The sequence below is a fragment of the Asticcacaulis endophyticus genome, from assembly GCF_014652575.1.
Taxonomy (GTDB): Bacteria; Pseudomonadota; Alphaproteobacteria; order Caulobacterales; family Caulobacteraceae; genus Asticcacaulis; species Asticcacaulis endophyticus.
In genome coordinates, this window is sequence record NZ_BMZB01000006.1 from 92,922 (window position 1) to 109,288 (window position 16,367).

At 56.0% G+C, this 16,367-nt stretch carries 17 protein-coding genes; 6 read left to right on the top strand and 11 right to left on the bottom strand.

All coding sequences use genetic code 11. The features are described 5' to 3' along the window. Nucleotides 1–79 precede the first annotated feature (79 nt). Nucleotides 80–937 (top strand): hypothetical protein, encoded by an 858-nt coding sequence (locus IE102_RS16110; RefSeq protein ID WP_189488589.1) that lies wholly within the window; start codon nt 80–82, stop codon nt 935–937. A gap of 27 nt (nt 938–964) precedes the next feature. Here IE102_RS16110 and IE102_RS16115 read toward each other — a convergent pair whose 3' ends face one another. The 3 genes from IE102_RS16115 to IE102_RS16125 are packed head-to-tail and all read right to left on the bottom strand — an operon-like array spanning nt 965 to nt 2,405. Next, nucleotides 965–1,528 (bottom strand): DNA-3-methyladenine glycosylase I, encoded by a 564-nt coding sequence (locus IE102_RS16115; RefSeq protein ID WP_189488591.1) that lies wholly within the window; start codon nt 1,526–1,528, stop codon nt 965–967. Between the two features lie 13 nt (nt 1,529–1,541). Continuing rightward, nucleotides 1,542–1,934: a DUF1398 domain-containing protein gene (locus IE102_RS16120; RefSeq protein ID WP_189488593.1), complete on the bottom strand. Its 393-nt coding sequence runs from the start codon at nt 1,932–1,934 to the stop codon at nt 1,542–1,544. A gap of 3 nt (nt 1,935–1,937) precedes the next feature. Then, nucleotides 1,938–2,405, bottom strand: coding sequence for a MarR family winged helix-turn-helix transcriptional regulator (locus IE102_RS16125; protein ID WP_189488595.1), 468 nt, complete (start codon nt 2,403–2,405; stop codon nt 1,938–1,940). 380 nt (nt 2,406–2,785) lie between these two features. Here IE102_RS16125 and IE102_RS16130 point away from each other — a divergent pair, with 380 nt between their 5' ends. From IE102_RS16130 to IE102_RS16140, 3 genes are all read left to right on the top strand, one after another. Next, nucleotides 2,786–3,178, top strand: a complete 393-nt coding sequence (locus IE102_RS16130) for a hypothetical protein (RefSeq protein ID WP_189488597.1) — start codon at nt 2,786–2,788, stop codon at nt 3,176–3,178. Nucleotides 3,179–3,346: 168 nt separating this feature from the next. Then, a complete protein-coding gene (locus IE102_RS16135; RefSeq protein ID WP_189488599.1) occupies nt 3,347–4,246 on the top strand; it encodes a glycosyltransferase family 2 protein in 900 nt (299 codons plus the stop codon). Between the two features lie 93 nt (nt 4,247–4,339). After that, nucleotides 4,340–4,672 carry a hypothetical protein gene (locus IE102_RS16140; protein WP_189488601.1) on the top strand — a complete coding sequence of 111 codons (333 nt, stop codon included), beginning with the start codon at nt 4,340–4,342 and terminating at the stop codon, nt 4,670–4,672. 66 nt (nt 4,673–4,738) lie between these two features. On the opposite strand, the gene IE102_RS16145 is transcribed toward IE102_RS16140, so the two are convergent. Both IE102_RS16145 and IE102_RS16150 read right to left on the bottom strand, forming a co-directional pair. Continuing rightward, the gene (locus IE102_RS16145; RefSeq protein WP_189488602.1) at nt 4,739–4,999 is read right to left on the bottom strand and encodes a GlsB/YeaQ/YmgE family stress response membrane protein; all 261 of its coding nucleotides are present in this window, start codon (nt 4,997–4,999) and stop codon (nt 4,739–4,741) included. A gap of 122 nt (nt 5,000–5,121) precedes the next feature. Next, nucleotides 5,122–5,556 carry a hypothetical protein gene (locus IE102_RS16150; RefSeq protein ID WP_189488604.1) on the bottom strand — a complete coding sequence of 145 codons (435 nt, stop codon included), beginning with the start codon at nt 5,554–5,556 and terminating at the stop codon, nt 5,122–5,124. Between the two features lie 134 nt (nt 5,557–5,690). On the opposite strand from IE102_RS16150, the gene IE102_RS16155 reads away from it, so the two are divergent. Beyond that, entirely contained in the window at nt 5,691–6,236 is a 546-nt protein-coding gene (locus tag IE102_RS16155; protein ID WP_189488606.1) for a DUF4142 domain-containing protein, read from the top strand. Nucleotides 6,237–6,332: 96 nt separating this feature from the next. Here IE102_RS16155 and IE102_RS16160 read toward each other — a convergent pair whose 3' ends face one another. The 5 genes from IE102_RS16160 to IE102_RS16180 form a co-directional block, all read right to left on the bottom strand. Then, complete coding sequence (locus IE102_RS16160) at nt 6,333–7,826, bottom strand: tryptophan halogenase family protein (protein WP_189488608.1); 1,494 nt, start codon at nt 7,824–7,826, stop codon at nt 6,333–6,335. 8 nt (nt 7,827–7,834) lie between these two features. After that, nucleotides 7,835–8,875, bottom strand: a complete 1,041-nt coding sequence (locus tag IE102_RS16165; protein WP_189488610.1) for a cupin-like domain-containing protein — start codon at nt 8,873–8,875, stop codon at nt 7,835–7,837. Between the two features lies 1 nt (nt 8,876). Then, a complete protein-coding gene (locus IE102_RS16170) occupies nt 8,877–9,608 on the bottom strand; it encodes a SapC family protein (RefSeq protein WP_189488612.1) in 732 nt (243 codons plus the stop codon). 79 nt (nt 9,609–9,687) lie between these two features. Beyond that, nucleotides 9,688–12,867 carry a TonB-dependent receptor gene (locus tag IE102_RS16175; protein WP_189488614.1) on the bottom strand — a complete coding sequence of 1,060 codons (3,180 nt, stop codon included), beginning with the start codon at nt 12,865–12,867 and terminating at the stop codon, nt 9,688–9,690. Between the two features lie 436 nt (nt 12,868–13,303). Beyond that, nucleotides 13,304–14,353, bottom strand: coding sequence for a DMT family transporter (locus IE102_RS16180; protein ID WP_189488616.1), 1,050 nt, complete (start codon nt 14,351–14,353; stop codon nt 13,304–13,306). Nucleotides 14,354–14,603: 250 nt separating this feature from the next. Between IE102_RS16180 and IE102_RS16185 the strand changes: the two genes are divergently transcribed. Next, nucleotides 14,604–15,104: a MarR family winged helix-turn-helix transcriptional regulator gene (locus IE102_RS16185; RefSeq protein WP_189488618.1), complete on the top strand. Its 501-nt coding sequence runs from the start codon at nt 14,604–14,606 to the stop codon at nt 15,102–15,104. Nucleotides 15,105–15,116: 12 nt separating this feature from the next. Here the strand turns inward: IE102_RS16185 and IE102_RS16190 are convergent, their stop codons facing one another. Further along, complete coding sequence (locus IE102_RS16190) at nt 15,117–16,301, bottom strand: pyridoxal phosphate-dependent aminotransferase (protein ID WP_189488620.1); 1,185 nt, start codon at nt 16,299–16,301, stop codon at nt 15,117–15,119. Nucleotides 16,302–16,367 lie beyond the last annotated feature (66 nt).

Below are 16,367 nucleotides of genomic sequence, written 5' to 3' on the forward strand. Positions count from 1 at the left end.
AATGCACCAAGTGTTCTGTAGTGCTTATATTTTGGTAATGTATTTTTTTAAATTATATATTGTTAATTAAGGGGGAAAGATGACTGAAGACACTGATTTATCGGAAGGGTATGTAAGTATTCCTACAGATGAAGATGATTTATCAATATTTCTAAATGGGCTTGATAGCATGCCTTTAGGAAAAGCTGGCAATAAATCTTTAAGAGAGAAATTAGGTTGGAACGAAGATCATAACCGGTATTGGCGTGCTCATGGACGAGCTCTCGATCAAGGTAAAATAGAGGTTGGTCGCGGTAGAGGGGGGAGTGTTCAGTTAGTTAAAATTATTGAAGAGTTAGACAATGGTTCAGAAGCAACTAATGTTTTACACCAATCAGCTCCTTTAAACCCTCAACGAGAAGCGAATTTATATGAACCAGCGAGGAAAGTTATTGATAATAGTTGGGCAAAAGCTGAAAATTACGATGAATATGTAGTGAGTATAACCGCAACTCGTGGACGCGCGTACACTGGGGGAAAGTGGACACGGCCGGATATATCAATACTAGCTATAAAGGCGTATCCTTATTTACCTCATCGTTATTTTGAAATCGTAACATTCGAGGTAAAACCAAAAGACCAAACTACTGTTGAGGGAGTTTTCGAGGCGCTATCCCATCAGCAATTTGCAACCAGATCATATGCTATTTTTCATGTTCCCGATCTAAACCAGAATGAGGTTTTTCTTGATAAATTTCCTGATGGTCAACGCATCCTAGCAACTGCTCGGAAACATGGAATAGGCGTAATATTAGCTACGGATATTGAGGATTGGGAAACTTGGGACGAAATTCTCAGCGCGGAGAAGACAATTCCTGACCCTGAACAAGCTAACAGATTTATTGCGACCGGGTTTGGTTCTGATATCCATGATAAGATTATAAAGTGGCATAAATAAAATGTCAGGAATATTGGGCAGGTAATCTTAAGTCGCTCTAAAACAATCCTTAACGTGGTCATCAACCATGCCGATGGCCTGCATATAGGCATAGAGTATGGTCGAGCCGACAAAGCTCATGCCGCGTTTTTTGAGATCTTTCGAGAGGGCGTCCGATTCAGGCGTCATCGCGGGCACGTCTTTGAGCGTTGCTGGCCGGTTGATCTTGGGCGCACCGCCCACAAAGCGCCACAGATAAGCATCAAACGATCCGAACTCTTTTTGAATGGCCATGAACGCAAGGGCATTTTTGCGCACCGAATATATCTTGAGGCGATTCTTTATAATGCCGGGGTGGGTCATCAGGGCCTCACATTCGTCATCGGTCATCTGCGAACAGGCGACCACATCGAAATTGTGAAAGGCCTCGCGATACCCTTCCCGACGGACCAGAATGCTTTCCCAGTTCAGGCCCGCCTGCGCGCCCTCCAGGATCAGCATCTCGAACAACAGCCGGTCGTCGTGGACGGCCATACCCCATTCCGTGTCATGATAATGGACATAGTGAGGCTTGTTCAGGTTCACCCAGCCGCAGCGGATTTTATCGGTCATAGGCATCTCTTTTTTAGCTGGCGGATGGGAAGTGTTCTATATGCTGTGACCCGTCGCGTCCGAAATAGATAGCCTGTCTGCCCGAAATGAATACCCAATAATGGCAGCAGCCCGCCCTAACGATCAGGTCCATAAAGGTCAGATATTTGATCCGGCCATGCTGGATGTCGGTAATGGCAGACTTGACGGCGGCGGCATCGAAGGTGAGGGGGATGTCGCCCGCGTCATAATCATAGGCGCCGACGTGGCTGGAACCATCTGTGCCCCAGGCCAGATGACGCTGGCCCGGAATGTCGACCAGATAGCGTTCCGTACCGCTTTGCGCCAGACGCATGACCACTTCGGGAAAGGTGATCTGCTCGGCCAGCGACAATTTCAGGGTGCTTTCGACAATATGTGCGTCCATGATCTATACCATCCGGTCTTTGCCGCGCGTGTCAGGGTTCCAGCCATTGGCGGCGAGCAAGGCTTTGATGGTGGCGGTGAGTTTGGCCTTATCGGCGGCGTTTAAGGTACTGAAAAACGCCGCATCATTGGCATCGGCCTCATCGGCAAGCTGCGGCAAAAGCTGCGCGCCTTTGCGGGTCAGGGATAGTTTCACCGCCCGTCGGTCGATCGGATCGGTGTTGCGGTTAATCAGCCCTTTGTGGACCATACGCTCGGCCATGCGCGACAGCGACGAGGCATCGATGCCGACGATTCGCGCCGCTTCGTTAAGGCTCAGGTCGCCTTTGCCATATAGTGAGCGCATGACGACCCACTGGGCGACGGTGATATCGTGTTTTTCGAGCCGTTTCGCAAAGCTGTCAGACACGAAATTCGACAGGCAACGCAGCCAGTAACCCAAATGATCGTCGAGGGATGAGATTTTTTTCATGATTCATCATTAATTGCATATACATTAATTGTCAATGCAATATCAAGTTCGACTGATTAATCGTTGACGGTTAACGGTTTGCGATGGATTTGCAAAAAGTGAAATAGGGCGCAATCTGGCCCTTGTTAACCCCTGACGCGAACGGGTTTTTTCCTGATCGTTTCTTTATTCTGCTTGGGTTAGCGTGGTTTTCGAAGGGCCATGCGGGGCTTAACGGCCAACGGCTTTATCGCTCCCGCAGACCTTACGGTGGATGTATCCACCACCTTATTAGTTTCGATAATCTGGCACAGCCTCCCCCTGAATATGTGCGGGTTATCGGGTAAGTCCATACTGGACATCACGTTCGTACTGAACCTAACTTGAAAAGAGAAACGTTCATGAAAACCACGACCTCAAAAATTGCTGTTGCTGCCCTGCTGGGTGCCTTTGTTGCCGCGCCGGTAATGGCTCAGGAAGCCACTATGCCAGCGACCCCGCCAACCACAGCCACACCGGCGACTACACCTGAAGCGGCGACAACCGCTGAACCTGCGGCTGATGCGGTGCGTGTCACCGGCACGGTGGCCGAAGCGGCTGGCGACGGCAAAAGCTACTCGGTGGAAGTGGTCACCCAGTCCGGCAAGAGCCGCCCGATCGCGGTTGATGCCTCGGCTGTGACCGGTGCGCCCTTTGCGGTCGGTGACACTGTATCCATCACGGGTACGCTGGATGCTGACCAGACCAAGTTGACGGCTTCGGCCATCACCAAGGCGGACGCTGCGGGCCAGTAAGCCCCCACCCCTGACCGCAGTTTGGCCTGAATAGGGTCGACCGCGCTTGCGTCAACGAAAAAGGCCCTCCTAAGCGGGGGCCTTTTTTGTGTTTGCAGATAAGGCCCGCGCGGCATAAAACTTGCTGATCATTGCGCGACGAATTGCCTGTAACCGCCGAAAGCCATTATGAGCCACCTGAAAATCGATATCGGTATAGCCACCGCCGGACGCCGCGACATTTTGAGCGACGTCATCAATTTCATGGGCCGCATGAAGCGCCCGGCCAACAAGCTGATTATCTGTCCGGCCAAACCCGAAGATGTCGATGCGGCTGCCCTGACTGGCTATGGCGCGCCGATTGAGATTGTCTCCGGACCGACCGGCTTGCCCGCCCAACGTAATGTCATTATCGAGGCGTCGGATGCCGATGTGATCGTGTTCTTTGACGACGATTTCCTGCCTTCCGAAGATTTTCTGATCGAGCTTGAGGCCCTGATGACGGGCGACCCGCAGGTTGTGGTGGCGACCGGCCATGTGGTCGCTGATGGCGCGCTGGGGCCGGGTCTTGAGTTCGCCGAAGGCGTCGATATCGTTAAAGGGCTGGGGCCCAATGACGATTCCACCCTTGAGCCGACCTATAATGGCTATGGCTGCAATATGGCGATCCGCATGGACTCTGTGCGCAAACACAATATCCGCTTTGATGAAGCTCTGCCGCTTTACGCATGGTTTGAGGATGTCGATTTTTCGCGTCAGTTAGCGCCGTACGGCACGATTGTGCGCTCATATCGGCTGCGCGGCGTGCATCTGGGCACCAAGAAGGCCGGGCGCAGTCCGGGTAAGCGGCTGGGCTACTCGCAGGTCGCCAACCGAATCTATCTGGCGCGCAAGAAAACCCTGTCGTGGCCTGCCGCGATTGAGGGCATTGCCAAGCATCTGGCCGCCAATCTGGTGCGCTCCATTGCGCCTGAGCCGTGGGCTGACCGGCGCGGGCGGCTGATCGGCAATCTTAAGGCACTCAGTGAATGGCCGAGCGGGCGGATGTCGCCGGGGCGTATCCTCGATTCCGATCTTAAAAACTCCTGAGCCATTATAAACCGCCAGATGCTTCCTGATGGGATACTTACCCACGCGCGCCTAAACTTTTTGGGCAGGGTAGGGCGCACAGGAGATATGGAAATGGCAGGTTTTATCACCAACGGGCCGCTGAGCGAAGAAGCTGAACGCGGCTGGAGCAACCATGATGCGCACTGGCGTCAGGCCTATCGCGGTCGGCCAGAGCACGCTGAGCGCGACTATTCGGACGTTCAGCCCGCCTATCGCTATGGCTACGAGCTTTATAACAACAACCGCAACCGTCCGTTCGAGGATATAGACGAGGCCGATTTACGGGCGGAATGGGAAGCGCGCAACAGTGCCGTACCGTGGGAAAATGCTCGCGGTGCCGTGCGCGATGCCTTCACTCGCGGTGATATCGATCATCCGCAGGCGTTTGAGCGGGCGACCGATTAAGCGGCAAGAACGTAAAAAAGCCCGCCGGATCAATCCGGCGGGCTTTTTTGATGGCTATGAAACGGATCAGGCTTTTCGACCCTTGAGCATTCGCCCAAGCGCGATCAGGATACAGGCCCCGATAACACCGGCGACCAGGAAGCCGACAATACCACCGAACGAAATGCCTAGGATCGAGAACAGGCCATTGGCGATCATGGCGCCGACGATGCCTAAGATTATGTTTAGCAACAGGCCCTGATCGGATTTCATGATCTTTTCAGCGATCCAGCCCGCAAGGGCCCCGACGATGATAGCGGCCAGCCAGCCGACTTGATTTTCTTCCATAACAGCCTCTTACAGTTGGGTTGATAGTGAACTGACTTTGGCGGTTACCCCATAAGGTTGAAATGGGTGGGCGTGGGTTGAAAATAAGGATGTTGCAAAGCGTTTAACCCGCAGGAAATCTATCAAGATTTGCAAATTATCGGTACTTTGGATTCCGGTTGTAAAGTGTCAATAATCTCAAAGCTTTTGACTTCGATAATATTGAAACCGAAGCTTCCGTTTACACGTAACGCTTTTGCTTTGAATTGGCCTTTAAGAAGAGTTGGCCTTGGATTGGGATAGGTTGGGCGAGGAATATGGGAAACAAAGTTCGCTTTATTTTCCGCCAAGCCATCAAGGATAACAAAGTATTGAGCGTGGCAAGATTCATCCATGATAGAGTAATGATTATCTCCGCCATCTTTTATATATCCGTGGACATTGATGATGTTGCCTACCAGAGCGTTTTGGTATCTCCACATATGACGGACAGAATGGTCGTGCCATTTAAGGGCGTAAACATAAAAACCAACCAAAATCATCATCATAAGTATGAGTATGGCTGTGAGTTTTTTCATTGAGCGATCCCCCCGTAGTTGCTCCAATTCTATGTATATCGATAAGGCCCATATTTATATAATTCGCAGCTTTTAACAGCGATTTTTTAGGCGCACCGCTTCAGATTACCCCCATCTGAACAAAGGAACCTACCATGACTTTCAAACATTTAATGCTGGCTGGCGGTATGTTGGGCCTGATGGCGATTGCGCGCAATGTGACCCGTAAAGGGGCTGGTCTCACGCAGAAGATTACCCCTGAAAATCTGGCGGGTGAGTTGCGCATCATCGGTAATTTCCAGAAACGCGTCGGGGCGCTGGCGGCCGAAAAATCGCAGCGCGAGGCGGTACGCGGCTTTGCGCGCCGGATGATGGACGATCATGCCCGCTTGTCGCAGCGGCTGGAAACCATAGCCATTAATGAAGGTCTGTGGATGCCGGGCGTAGATCTGGATGGCCTGCGCACCTCACTGGCCGATAAGCTGCAACGGGCACCGCTCAGTGCCTTTGATGCCCTTTATCTTCAGACGCAGGACAATGCCCATAATGACGCCATTGCCCTGTTGGAAGGCTTTGTCGCGGCATCCGAGGCCGGAGCGCTCAAGGACTTTGCCGAAGACGCTCTCAACCAACTGATTGATCATCAGAGTCATATCCGTGACCTGATGACCACCCAGCCGGAAGACGCCTTAGCTTTCTAAATCGAGTAGATGGAGGGGGGCTCACCGCCAGAATACCCCTCCGCCTCGATAAACTCGGCACCTCCCCATGGAATGGGGAGGAGGTAGAGGAAGCACTCAGGCCGGTTCGGGCAGGGCGCAGTAGGATTTCAGGAAATCCCCGTGGGCGGGCATAGCGGCCACGGCCTTATCGATCTGGGATTTGATGGCGGCCAGAGCGTCTCTGGATTGCTCAACCGTCATCATCTGCCCCAGACGGTGCCATGATTTCGGCTCAAGGCGCTGGCCGGTCATGACCTGCAGCCAGGAATCGATCCGGAAGACCTCATCGGCGACCTGCCAGGCGTGGCCGGTGTCGCGGAACATCTCAATGCGCTCAGTTAAGGTGTAGGGTACGGCCATGTCGCGCCGCTCCCGCCAGTAGGCGGTGTCGTCACGCTCGGTCAGCTTATAGTGCATGATGACGAAATCGCGGATGTTGACGACCTCATCCTCGGTCAGCTTATTGAAGCGGTTGATCAGGGCGTCGGTGATCCCGTCGAATGGGAATAGCTGCACCAGTCGGGTCGCTGCAATCTGCATCAGGTGGATATTGGTCGATTCCAGCGGCTCGATAAAACCGCTCGACAGGCCCATAGCGATACAGTTTTTGTTCCAGATTTTTAAACGACGGCCGGTGCGGTATTTAATCGTGCGCGGTTTTGTCAGCGGCTTGGCGCCGACGGTCGCCATAAAGCTATCCATAGCCTGATCATCGCTCATGTGCTGGCTGGAATAGACGTGCCCTTGTCCGACCCGGTTTTGCAGCGGGATGCGCCAGTGCCAGCCCGCGTCATGGGCTATGGCCTGCGTGTAGGGCACAATCGCGCCGGTCGGCTCGGTCTGCATGGCGATGGCGCTGTCGTTGGACAGCCAGTGGCTCCAGTCCTCATAGCCGCTTTTCAGCGCCCCTTCGATCAACAGGCCGCGCAGGCCCGTGCAGTCGATATATAGATCGCCTTCGATAGTTTGACCAGACTCAAGCTTTAACGCGGTGATATCGCCGCTTTCCGGGTTTTGATCGACGCGGGCGATCTTGCCCTCGATGCGGGTAACGCCTGCGGCCTCGCTAAGGCGGCGCAGGAACGGGCCGTAAAGGCCGGTATCGAAATGATAGGCATAGTTGATGCGTGAAGTGGGGGAGGTCTCGAACTTGCCATTTTCTGCGGCCTGAAGCTCGAAACAATAGTCGCTTAACGGGCCTGCGACCCCCTTGGCGCGCGCCTCCAGCCAGATGTGGTGAAACGGCGCCATCCAGCTCGATTTGCCGAGCACGCCAAACGAGTGGAAATAGTGATCGCCCTTGCGCGCCCAGTTATCGAACGAAATGCCGAGTTTAATGCTGGCATTGGTCTCGCGCATAAACTGGCGCTCATCAATCCCCAACAGGTGGTGAAAGGTGCGGATGGTCGGCACGGTCGCTTCGCCGACACCGATAATGCCGATTTCATCCGATTCCACGAGGGTGACCTCAATCAGTGGGCCGATCATTTTGCTCAGGGCGGCGGCGGCGCACCAGCCAGCGGTGCCGCCTCCGGCGATGACGACTTTCTTAACGGGCGGTCGGGTCATGGGCTTTACTACCTGTTTAATTTCTGAAGTATCTGTGCGCGCAGACGGCGCGCCGTCAGGTTATCGAGCGGGGCGAGGGGGCCACGCGCCGCCTCTGGCAGATGGGCGGCAGGCACTTCGGCGGGGCCGAAGATGTAGTAATCGAACAATTCTCGCCAGGCGGCCTTTTCAGGGTCTGGCCGGTCACGCAGGCTGAGCATCCCGTGCAGCAGCGTCGTCCAGGGTGTGTCCATGAAGGTGGGCGAGGTGTTCCACCAGTAATTGATCAGGATATTGAAGGGCTCAAGCGCTTCGACATGATGCCACCACAGGGCCGGATAGAACAGCACATCGCCGGGTTCGAGGTCTGCGACCTGAGCCTGAGCCAGTGCCTCACGAAAGCGCGGGAAGCGCTCATAATCGGGGTTGCGGAAATCGACCATGCTGACGACCTGACCGCCGGGGGTCGGCTCCAGCGGGCCCGGATAGAGGTTGTGGACCTGATCGGGTGGAAACAGGGTAAATCGGCGCTTACCCGCGACACAGACCGCCAGATTATGCGACATATCAAAATGACAGGTGGCAATGGTACGGTTACCGATCCAGATGCTGGCCAAGGGCGGATTGGCCTCAAACATATCGTGGTTCAGGATCAGGTCATTGTCATCGCGCAAACCGGGCAGATAAAGGCCCAGATCGGTTGAACCGATGTAAAAGGCGGGCGCGGTGGGGTCGTTGATGTGGTCGTGAATTCGGGCCAGAAAGTCATTGAGCGCCACCCGCTCGCCCTTAAAATTCATGGCGGTGACGTCATCATTATAGAAAAAACGTCCGCCGATACCGGGGGCTGCGGTATAGGCGGTGACTGGCCGGCCCTGATAATAGCGCAGCAGATCATCCATGGCCGCTTTGTGGCTGTTCAAGCCTGCCTTAACAAGCGGCCAGTCCCGCGCCAGCCCTTTCAGAATCACCGGGCGTTGCCCTGCCATCAGGTCATCATAGGGGATGTCGCCCGGTGCGATGCCGTCCAGGATCAGTGGCTGGGTGGTGGGGGCGCGGCTGTCGGCCATGTCACAGGCCCGCCCCACGTTTATGGTTTTTCAGTTCTATGATCTTCGACATATTGCCCAGCGACGACATCACCTGAAACGCCAGGGCGAGAAAGCCGGATTGATTGAGCGCGTGCAGCGCCTCACCCTTAAGGCCGTTCAGCGCTTCGGCGCTGATGCCGAACAGATCGGGTATCTTATAGGCGGTGGTCTCATCAAGTCGGATGTCGACCTCAATCGGCGCCAGCAGACCGGCGGCTTCGAAGCTTGAGAACATCACCGGCATGACCTCAGCGCCGGTGTGAATGGTGCGCAACGTCCGGGCGATGCGCTCAAGGCGCGGGGCATTGCCGCCGTGGGGCAGAAACAGAGGCTCGCCCTCGGTACGGCTGAAACGGGGGTGGGTAATATCGGCGTGGATCATCGGCTCACGGCGGGTTTCACCGTCGATCTCTTCGGATTTGAAGCCGATCAGGAACGGGCCGCGCGCGATCATGGCCGGGATATAACGGGCATTCCAGTGGTTGCCGTCAAGAAACAGGTTCTCGTCCTTGTCCAGACCCAGCAGGGCTATGGCGTAGAATGTTCCCTGATTGTCACGGCGGAAAAAGATCGGGTATTCGCGCTGAATATCAGCAAATTCAGTGGGGAAGACCGGGGCCTGATTGACGCTGTCGCCAAAGGCAGGCGCATGGCCTGAGATATATTTCAGGTCGTGGTGTTCGACATTATCGATAAGGACGGGCTGGCTCATAACGGTACTTTATATACTCGGCAGAGAAAGAAAAGGCCGCGACGGTACGCGGCCTTTTCCATCAGTTTAAGCGACGCGATTAGAACTTGTAACGCAGACCCACTTGATAGCGGGTGTCCAGTTCCTGAGCGTAGTACAGGTTGACCTTGTCACGTCCGTGCTGGCGGATGTGTTCCTTGGTCAGGTTCAGCCCTTCGACGGTGAGCTGGATCGACGGTGTGACCTGATAGTTGACCGACACATCGACCACGCCGAAAGCTTCGACATAGGTCGGGTTGTGGGCGGAACCATCGCGGTTAGCGCCGCTGATATACTCATCACGCCAGTTGTAGGACAGGCGGCCCGACAGTGGCCCCTTATCGTAGATCAGGGTGACGTTATAGGTGTCCGACAGACCCAGAAGCGGGAACTGAACCGTGTCGGTATCCGCCTGAGAGTTGTCGAATTCGACATCGCCATCAACCGTGGTCAGGCTGCCCGCGACCCCAAAGCCCGTATCACCAAAGAAGTGCTGGAAGGCCAGTTCAAAGCCGTACAGGTTCGCGGTTTTGTTGTTGATCGGGATGCTGGTGACAAAGGTATGCAGCGGATCATTGGCATCAGCGGTGATGTCATAGGCAGCCAGAACCTGATCAACGAACGACTGGTTCAGATTGCCGCCGGTCGAGTTGGCCTGATACTCGGCCGTTGCCGCGGTAGCATTACCATTGTTCTTGATCAGCAAGGCGGTCATGGTGAACAGGTTCACGTCCGTTGTGCCCTGACCGATAGCGGCCAGTGCGGTAGCTGCTGTGCCGGAACGCGACCCCGCCTGACCCGATGACGGATCACGCAGACCGAACAGGCTTTGTTCGACCGAGCCCTGACCTACGAAGTTGGCTATGTCCTTGTTGTAGAAGCCAATCGAGGCGTAGTTGGTCGGGCCATAGTACCATTCGACCGAGAAATCGACATTGCTCGATTCCAGCGGCAGAAGGCCGGGGTTGCCACTGGTGGCGGTCGGGTTGACGCCGTTAAGGGTCGGACGTGGCGGACCATTGACGGTGGTGGTGGCGTACATATTGCCGAACGACGGACGGGCAATCGTCTTAGAGAACGATCCGCGCGCCACGATGTCATCACGCACGTTGAGCGATACATCCAGGTTCGGCAACCAGTTATGGTAGCTGGAGTCGAAATTCAGAGCGACTGTGCCGCCATTGAAATCAACGGTGGTGTCGTTATCAGCCGTCCAGCGAATGGCGGTAGGCAGGCTTTGCAGGGCCGATGCGGTGACATCGGTCTTTTCGTAGCGCAGGCCGGCGACCACAGTGGCGGACATACCCAGGAAGTCCCCCTTCATCATGAACTGACCGTAGATAGCTTTGATATCTTCTTCGATCTGGTTCGAGGTGATGGCGGCGGTTGGGATGGAGACGTTGTAACCATCAGCCAGAGCATTATAGATATCAAGCGCATTGCCACGGAAAGCTACGCTGGAATCACCCGGCGTAAAGTCCTGGAACATGGCCCCGATATCGTAGGTCTGAACCAGACCCGGTGCGTACTGTTGGACATCGCCTGGATTGGAAATGCCCCAGTCACCCAAAGCCTGATAGGTGGAGCCGGTGGTGGTGTCCATCTTTGACTTTATGAAATCGATACCGGCATCAAAGCGGCTTTCGCTGTCAAAGTCGTAACGGAAGTTAGCTTTGAACTCATCGATCTTATGCGACTGGCTGTTGGTCACCATACGACCGACCTGAGAGCCCAAGTCCCCTAGGTCCAGTTGTCCGTTACGGTTCCCACGGTAGCCTATGATAGTGGTTGTGCTGTTAGGGGCGTAGATAGGCGTGCCGTCATTGATCACATAGCGCTGGATCGGAATCTCACCGCGGAAATCAACCGAGTGCGAGGCAATAACCGGTGCACCCAGGGCGATCAGCACGGCGGTGGTGCCGTTTGGATTACCGGGCAGGGCTTCGGCCTTGGAGCTGTGGGCGTCCAGGGTCAGCGTCATGCTGTCATTGATGTTCCATTCGGCGTTCAGGCCGTAGGAGGTCAGCTTGTCGTTAACGCCGCGCAGAGCCTGTTCAAAGCCCATGTCCTTGGTGCCGGACAGATTTTCCTGCATGAAGACGGCGTTATAGATGCCGGAGGCGCCTTGTTCAAACACGACCTGATCGAACGGACGGTTGAACCAGTTACCAGCGTCGGAGCGGTTTTCGGTCGCCTTGTTTTCGGCATACAAGGCATCTGCCGTGAACAGCCAGTTTTCAGCCGGACGCCACTGAACCGTCGCCTGAAGGTTGGTGCGCTCGGTATGAGCATCGTTCAACTGGTAACGGCTGTCGTTGGCGTAGGAGACCTGCGCGCCGTCGGGCGGACGGTTGGTGATGGTCGACAACAGGTTGCCATTGGTGTCATAGCGCAGACGGCCGCTGCCGCTGGGCAGGAACAAAGAACAGTCTGGCTTCAGTTCAGGGCAGGTGGCGAAATAGTCGATGTTCCAAGAGTTCTGGGTGGCGGTGCGGGTGGCTACGTCACGTTCGGAATAGGAACCGAATACGGCGACGCCAAAGGTCTTGTCTTCGCTGCCCCAGCTATAGGCGCCGGAAACTTCCGGGGTCCAGTCCTTGCCATCGACCATGTTTTCGCCGTGCAGCCCCTTGACGGTGATGCTGCCGGTCGAGCCTGAACGGTTAATCGGGCGCAGGGTCTTGATGTTCAGCGTGGCACCGATGCCGCCCGAAGCTACATCCGCCTTGCCGGTTTTGTAGACTTCAAAGCCGCTCACGCCATCAGAGGCAATGTTGGAAAAGTCGAAGTTACGGCTGCCGCCGCCGCCAAAGTCGTTGTCCTGACCCACCACGGCGATGTTAGCCGAAGGCATGACCCGTCCGTTCAGGGTCGTCAGGTTAAAGCCCGGACCGAAACCGCGCACGGTCACTTCGGAGCCTTCGCCGTTGATGCGGTTGATCGATACGCCTGAGATGCGCTGAATCGATTCGGCCAGGTTGGTGTCCGGATACTTGCCGATATCTTCGGCCGAGATCGCATCAACCACGCCGATGGCGTTGCGCTTGATGTTCATAGAGCGTTGCAGAGAGCCGCGCACGCCGGTGACGATGACGGTTTCAACGTCTCCGGCTTCCGGTGATGCCGGGGCCGCGTCCTGCGCATAGGCGCCGCTGGCCACGAGGGCGAGAGTCGAGGCGCTGCATAGCACCGCCGCCCGTACCGCCCGCGTCAACCCCCTGTTGGATTTAGTCGTGTTCATTTCGCTTCCTTCCAGCTTTGTTTTTTTGGTTACGCAGATACTGTGGCGCGGCCGTGATAAGGCCGCGCCATTCGCTGTCCGCCACACGTGCGGACGCGCATTTCCATGCCCGGAAACGCCATGACGGAATTGCCGGTACTGGATCTTTTTTAAAACGCCTGGACTTTTGCCCTAAGCCGTTTCCTTCCCTTGGCAGCTCTTATGTGGGGGAACGCATCATGTGACTCGTTCGGGCTGCCTGTGTCGTTACCGCTATCATGACAACGCTATCATTGTAAAACACTGTCGACACAATTTTGCGCTGGTGAAAGCGCTTTGGGGCGCAATGTTGTATAATTGCGACAAAAATTTGACTAATGCGTCAAATGAACTGCATTTGTCTTACAAAATAAGGGTTTGGTAACCGCGTATTGGCCTGTGTTTGGCCATATTTGTATTACGAATTGACGCGTGAGTTAAAAATTTGAGGTGCGGCGGCAGGGCTTTTTATGCCCTTGGCGATGGGATTCGCGCGCGGTTTAGAGGCTTTCAGGTTGAGCAGAATGACCCCGGTCGAAACCAGTGCCGCCCCTGTCAGCAGAAGTGGCGTCAGGGGTTCTCCCAGAAAGAGGCCCGCGCAGATCGCCGTGACGGCCGGTGACAGCGACCCCAGCGCCGAGGCTTGCACCGCCCCCAGCTTGCGGATGGCAAAGGCGTAACACAGGCCCGCCATCAGGCCGGTGCCCACGCCGTGCGCCAGTATAAACGGCCATGCGGACAAGATATTATGCAGGCCCAGATGAATGGGCGCGTAGCCTGAGACCGACAGAACCGCCAGAGCGGCCAGAGACGGCAGGCACTGCACCAGCGACACGGCGATCGCATCGAGACCGGTTTTACGCACCGACAGGGTAAACAGGGCCCATAGAGCGCCTGCGACGAACACCAGAGCTGTCCCCAGTGGCGACAAGGCGGTGGCGCCCGTATTCAGACGGCTGACCATCGTGACGGCCGCAAGGCCGCAGGCGATCAGGGCCAGCCCGGTCATGACCGAGACGGAGACTTTTGAGCGGGCGTTCAGGGCCTGAAACAGGCTGACGATCAGCACGCTGCCGCCGGGGATGAGTGCGGCCGACAGGGCGGCTGAGGTCAGGGTAGCCCCCTTAACGGCAACCAGATAAAACGGCAGGCCGCCCCCGGCGAACACCGACAGAACCGCACTTAAAGGGGCGCGGCGGATGTGGGGCCAGCGTGATTTCAGCAGCGGCAGGAACAGCAGGGCCGGCAGGCCAAAGCGGACGAGGGCGGCATCAGCCGGCGTCAGGTTCAGATGGCTAAGGCCGCGTGCCGATAGGCTGAAGCCGGTCCATACGGCGATGACCATCATCATGGCGGCTATGCCCGTAATCGAACCCCAGAGGGCGGGCAGCGTACGCGCCTGTGCCGTCTCTTCGGAGAGCAAGGCGTTGCAGGGTGTTTCGGGCTTAGATGAGTCTGATTGCTGCATTGCGAAACAATATACGCTGCGCTGCGAAATTTCTTGCCTCAATTGCCGTCAGAGACGGGCGTTCACGAAAAATTTAGTCTCCGGTGAAATTTTATTGTATACCATATTCGATAATTGATTTAGGGTGAAAATTTCCGGATCGGATAGGTTTACGGAAAAAATCATGCGGCAATGTGGAATCAATCATCGTTTAGGGGTGATATTTTGCCGATGATCATGCTATGCTCACGGCAAAAGGGGATTGAGTGTCATGCGTCAGGGATTACCGGGTTACAGTACCTACTTACCGCATAACATTGAGCAGTTGTCTGAGATGGTGTCAGCTATTGCCGCGGCGGCTCATGACGCTCACGGTCTGACCGCCACCGAATGGCGTATCCTGGCGATGCTGAGCGCTCACGGGCGCGTGCCACAAAAGGATATTGCGGCGGGCGTTGGTGTGGAAAAGGTGGTTGCCTGGCGCGCCATTACCAGCCTGCGCAAGAAGCGCTTTGTCAGCCGCCAATTCTGCGAAGGTGACTACCGGGCCTATGACCTGTTTCTGACGGAAGCCGGTCGACACAAATTTGAAGACACCGTGCCGGTGGCGCGCGAACGCGAAGCGGCGTTGATTGCCGGGTTGACGCGTGATGAGGTGCGCCGCCTGTGTGAATTGCTAAAAAAGCTGGCCCCGGCTGAGGCCTCTGACGACGAGGCTGAGGCGTTTTCATCCCATCTGCCTGCCGGTTTCGAGCAGGCCAGCGCCGCCTAAATCAAATATAAATCAGATACGGTATTGGCGCAGGCCCTGCGTCATGCGCTCCAGCGCCTGCGACATGCCGGTGATATCCTTGGCAAAACCGATGCGCACAGATCCCGCCGCGCCAAAATATTCGCCGGGCGCTACGCGAACATTATGGGTTTTGGCCAGCCAGTCTGAAAAGGCGATGGTATCGTCTATGCCGACCAGTTTCGGGAAACAGATGCAGCCATGTTCAGGCAATTGGCCCTCAATCAGGCCTTCCGCACGCCATAGCTCGAAAAACCTGGCCATGACCGGACGGCTCTCCAGCATCACCTGACGGCGGTAGGCATCGTAGGCGTCATCCGCGTCGAGCACCAAAGCGGCGACGGCATGCGACAGGTTCGAGGTGGTGAAGTCGTAACGGCCCGCCACATCGCGCACGGGTGCCAGCGCTTCGGGCGCCCCCATTATCCAGCCGCAGCGAAGCGTCGACAGGCCATAGATCTTGGTCAGGGAGTTGATAGCGATAAAGTGGGGCGAATATTTCACGGCCGATCCGGTGCGCGCGTCACCGGCATAGTCGCCGTAAACTTCATCGATCATGACCTTAAGGCCATGAGCTTGCGCCAGTTCGGCAAGGGCCATGAGGGTCGCCTCATTTAGCAACATGCCCGATGGATTATGCAGATCCGACAGGACGATAAGGCGGGTATCCGGGCGGATGCGAGCGCGCAGATCGTCCATATCAATGGCAAAATCGTCGCCGGTGCGTTGAAAATCCTCAACCTCGACCCCCATGCTGAGGGCCGTGGTCGCCAACAGGTCAAAGCGCGGCGTTTCAACGAGGATATGGTCACCCGCTGACAGATAGGCGCGGTAGACCAGGGCAATCGCGGTCGTGGCGGCGGACGTCGTCAGAATGTGATCCTGCGGCACGCCGTACCGGCGCGACAGGGCCCCCAGCACATAAGGGTTGCCGTTCACAAAGGCCGAGGTGTAGCGGTCGCTAAAACCGTCTGCGAAACCGGCGCTGATCGTTTGTTGCAGCAGGGCCTTGGGTTCATCGACCGAACTGTCGAACAGGACAAAGGCTTTGGCCCGATCGGCCAGAGCCTGCCGCACCCACTGGGCATAGGACAGCGGCGGCCAGGCATCTGCGACCGAAGACAGAGGTGACGCCACAAGGCCGGTATCAGACCGGCTCAGCCGCGAGGAGATATTCATACTGTTTTCCATATGCGCCTACCCCGGTCAAAGGGTGGCTATGAGGAAAAATTTAGCTGATAATCC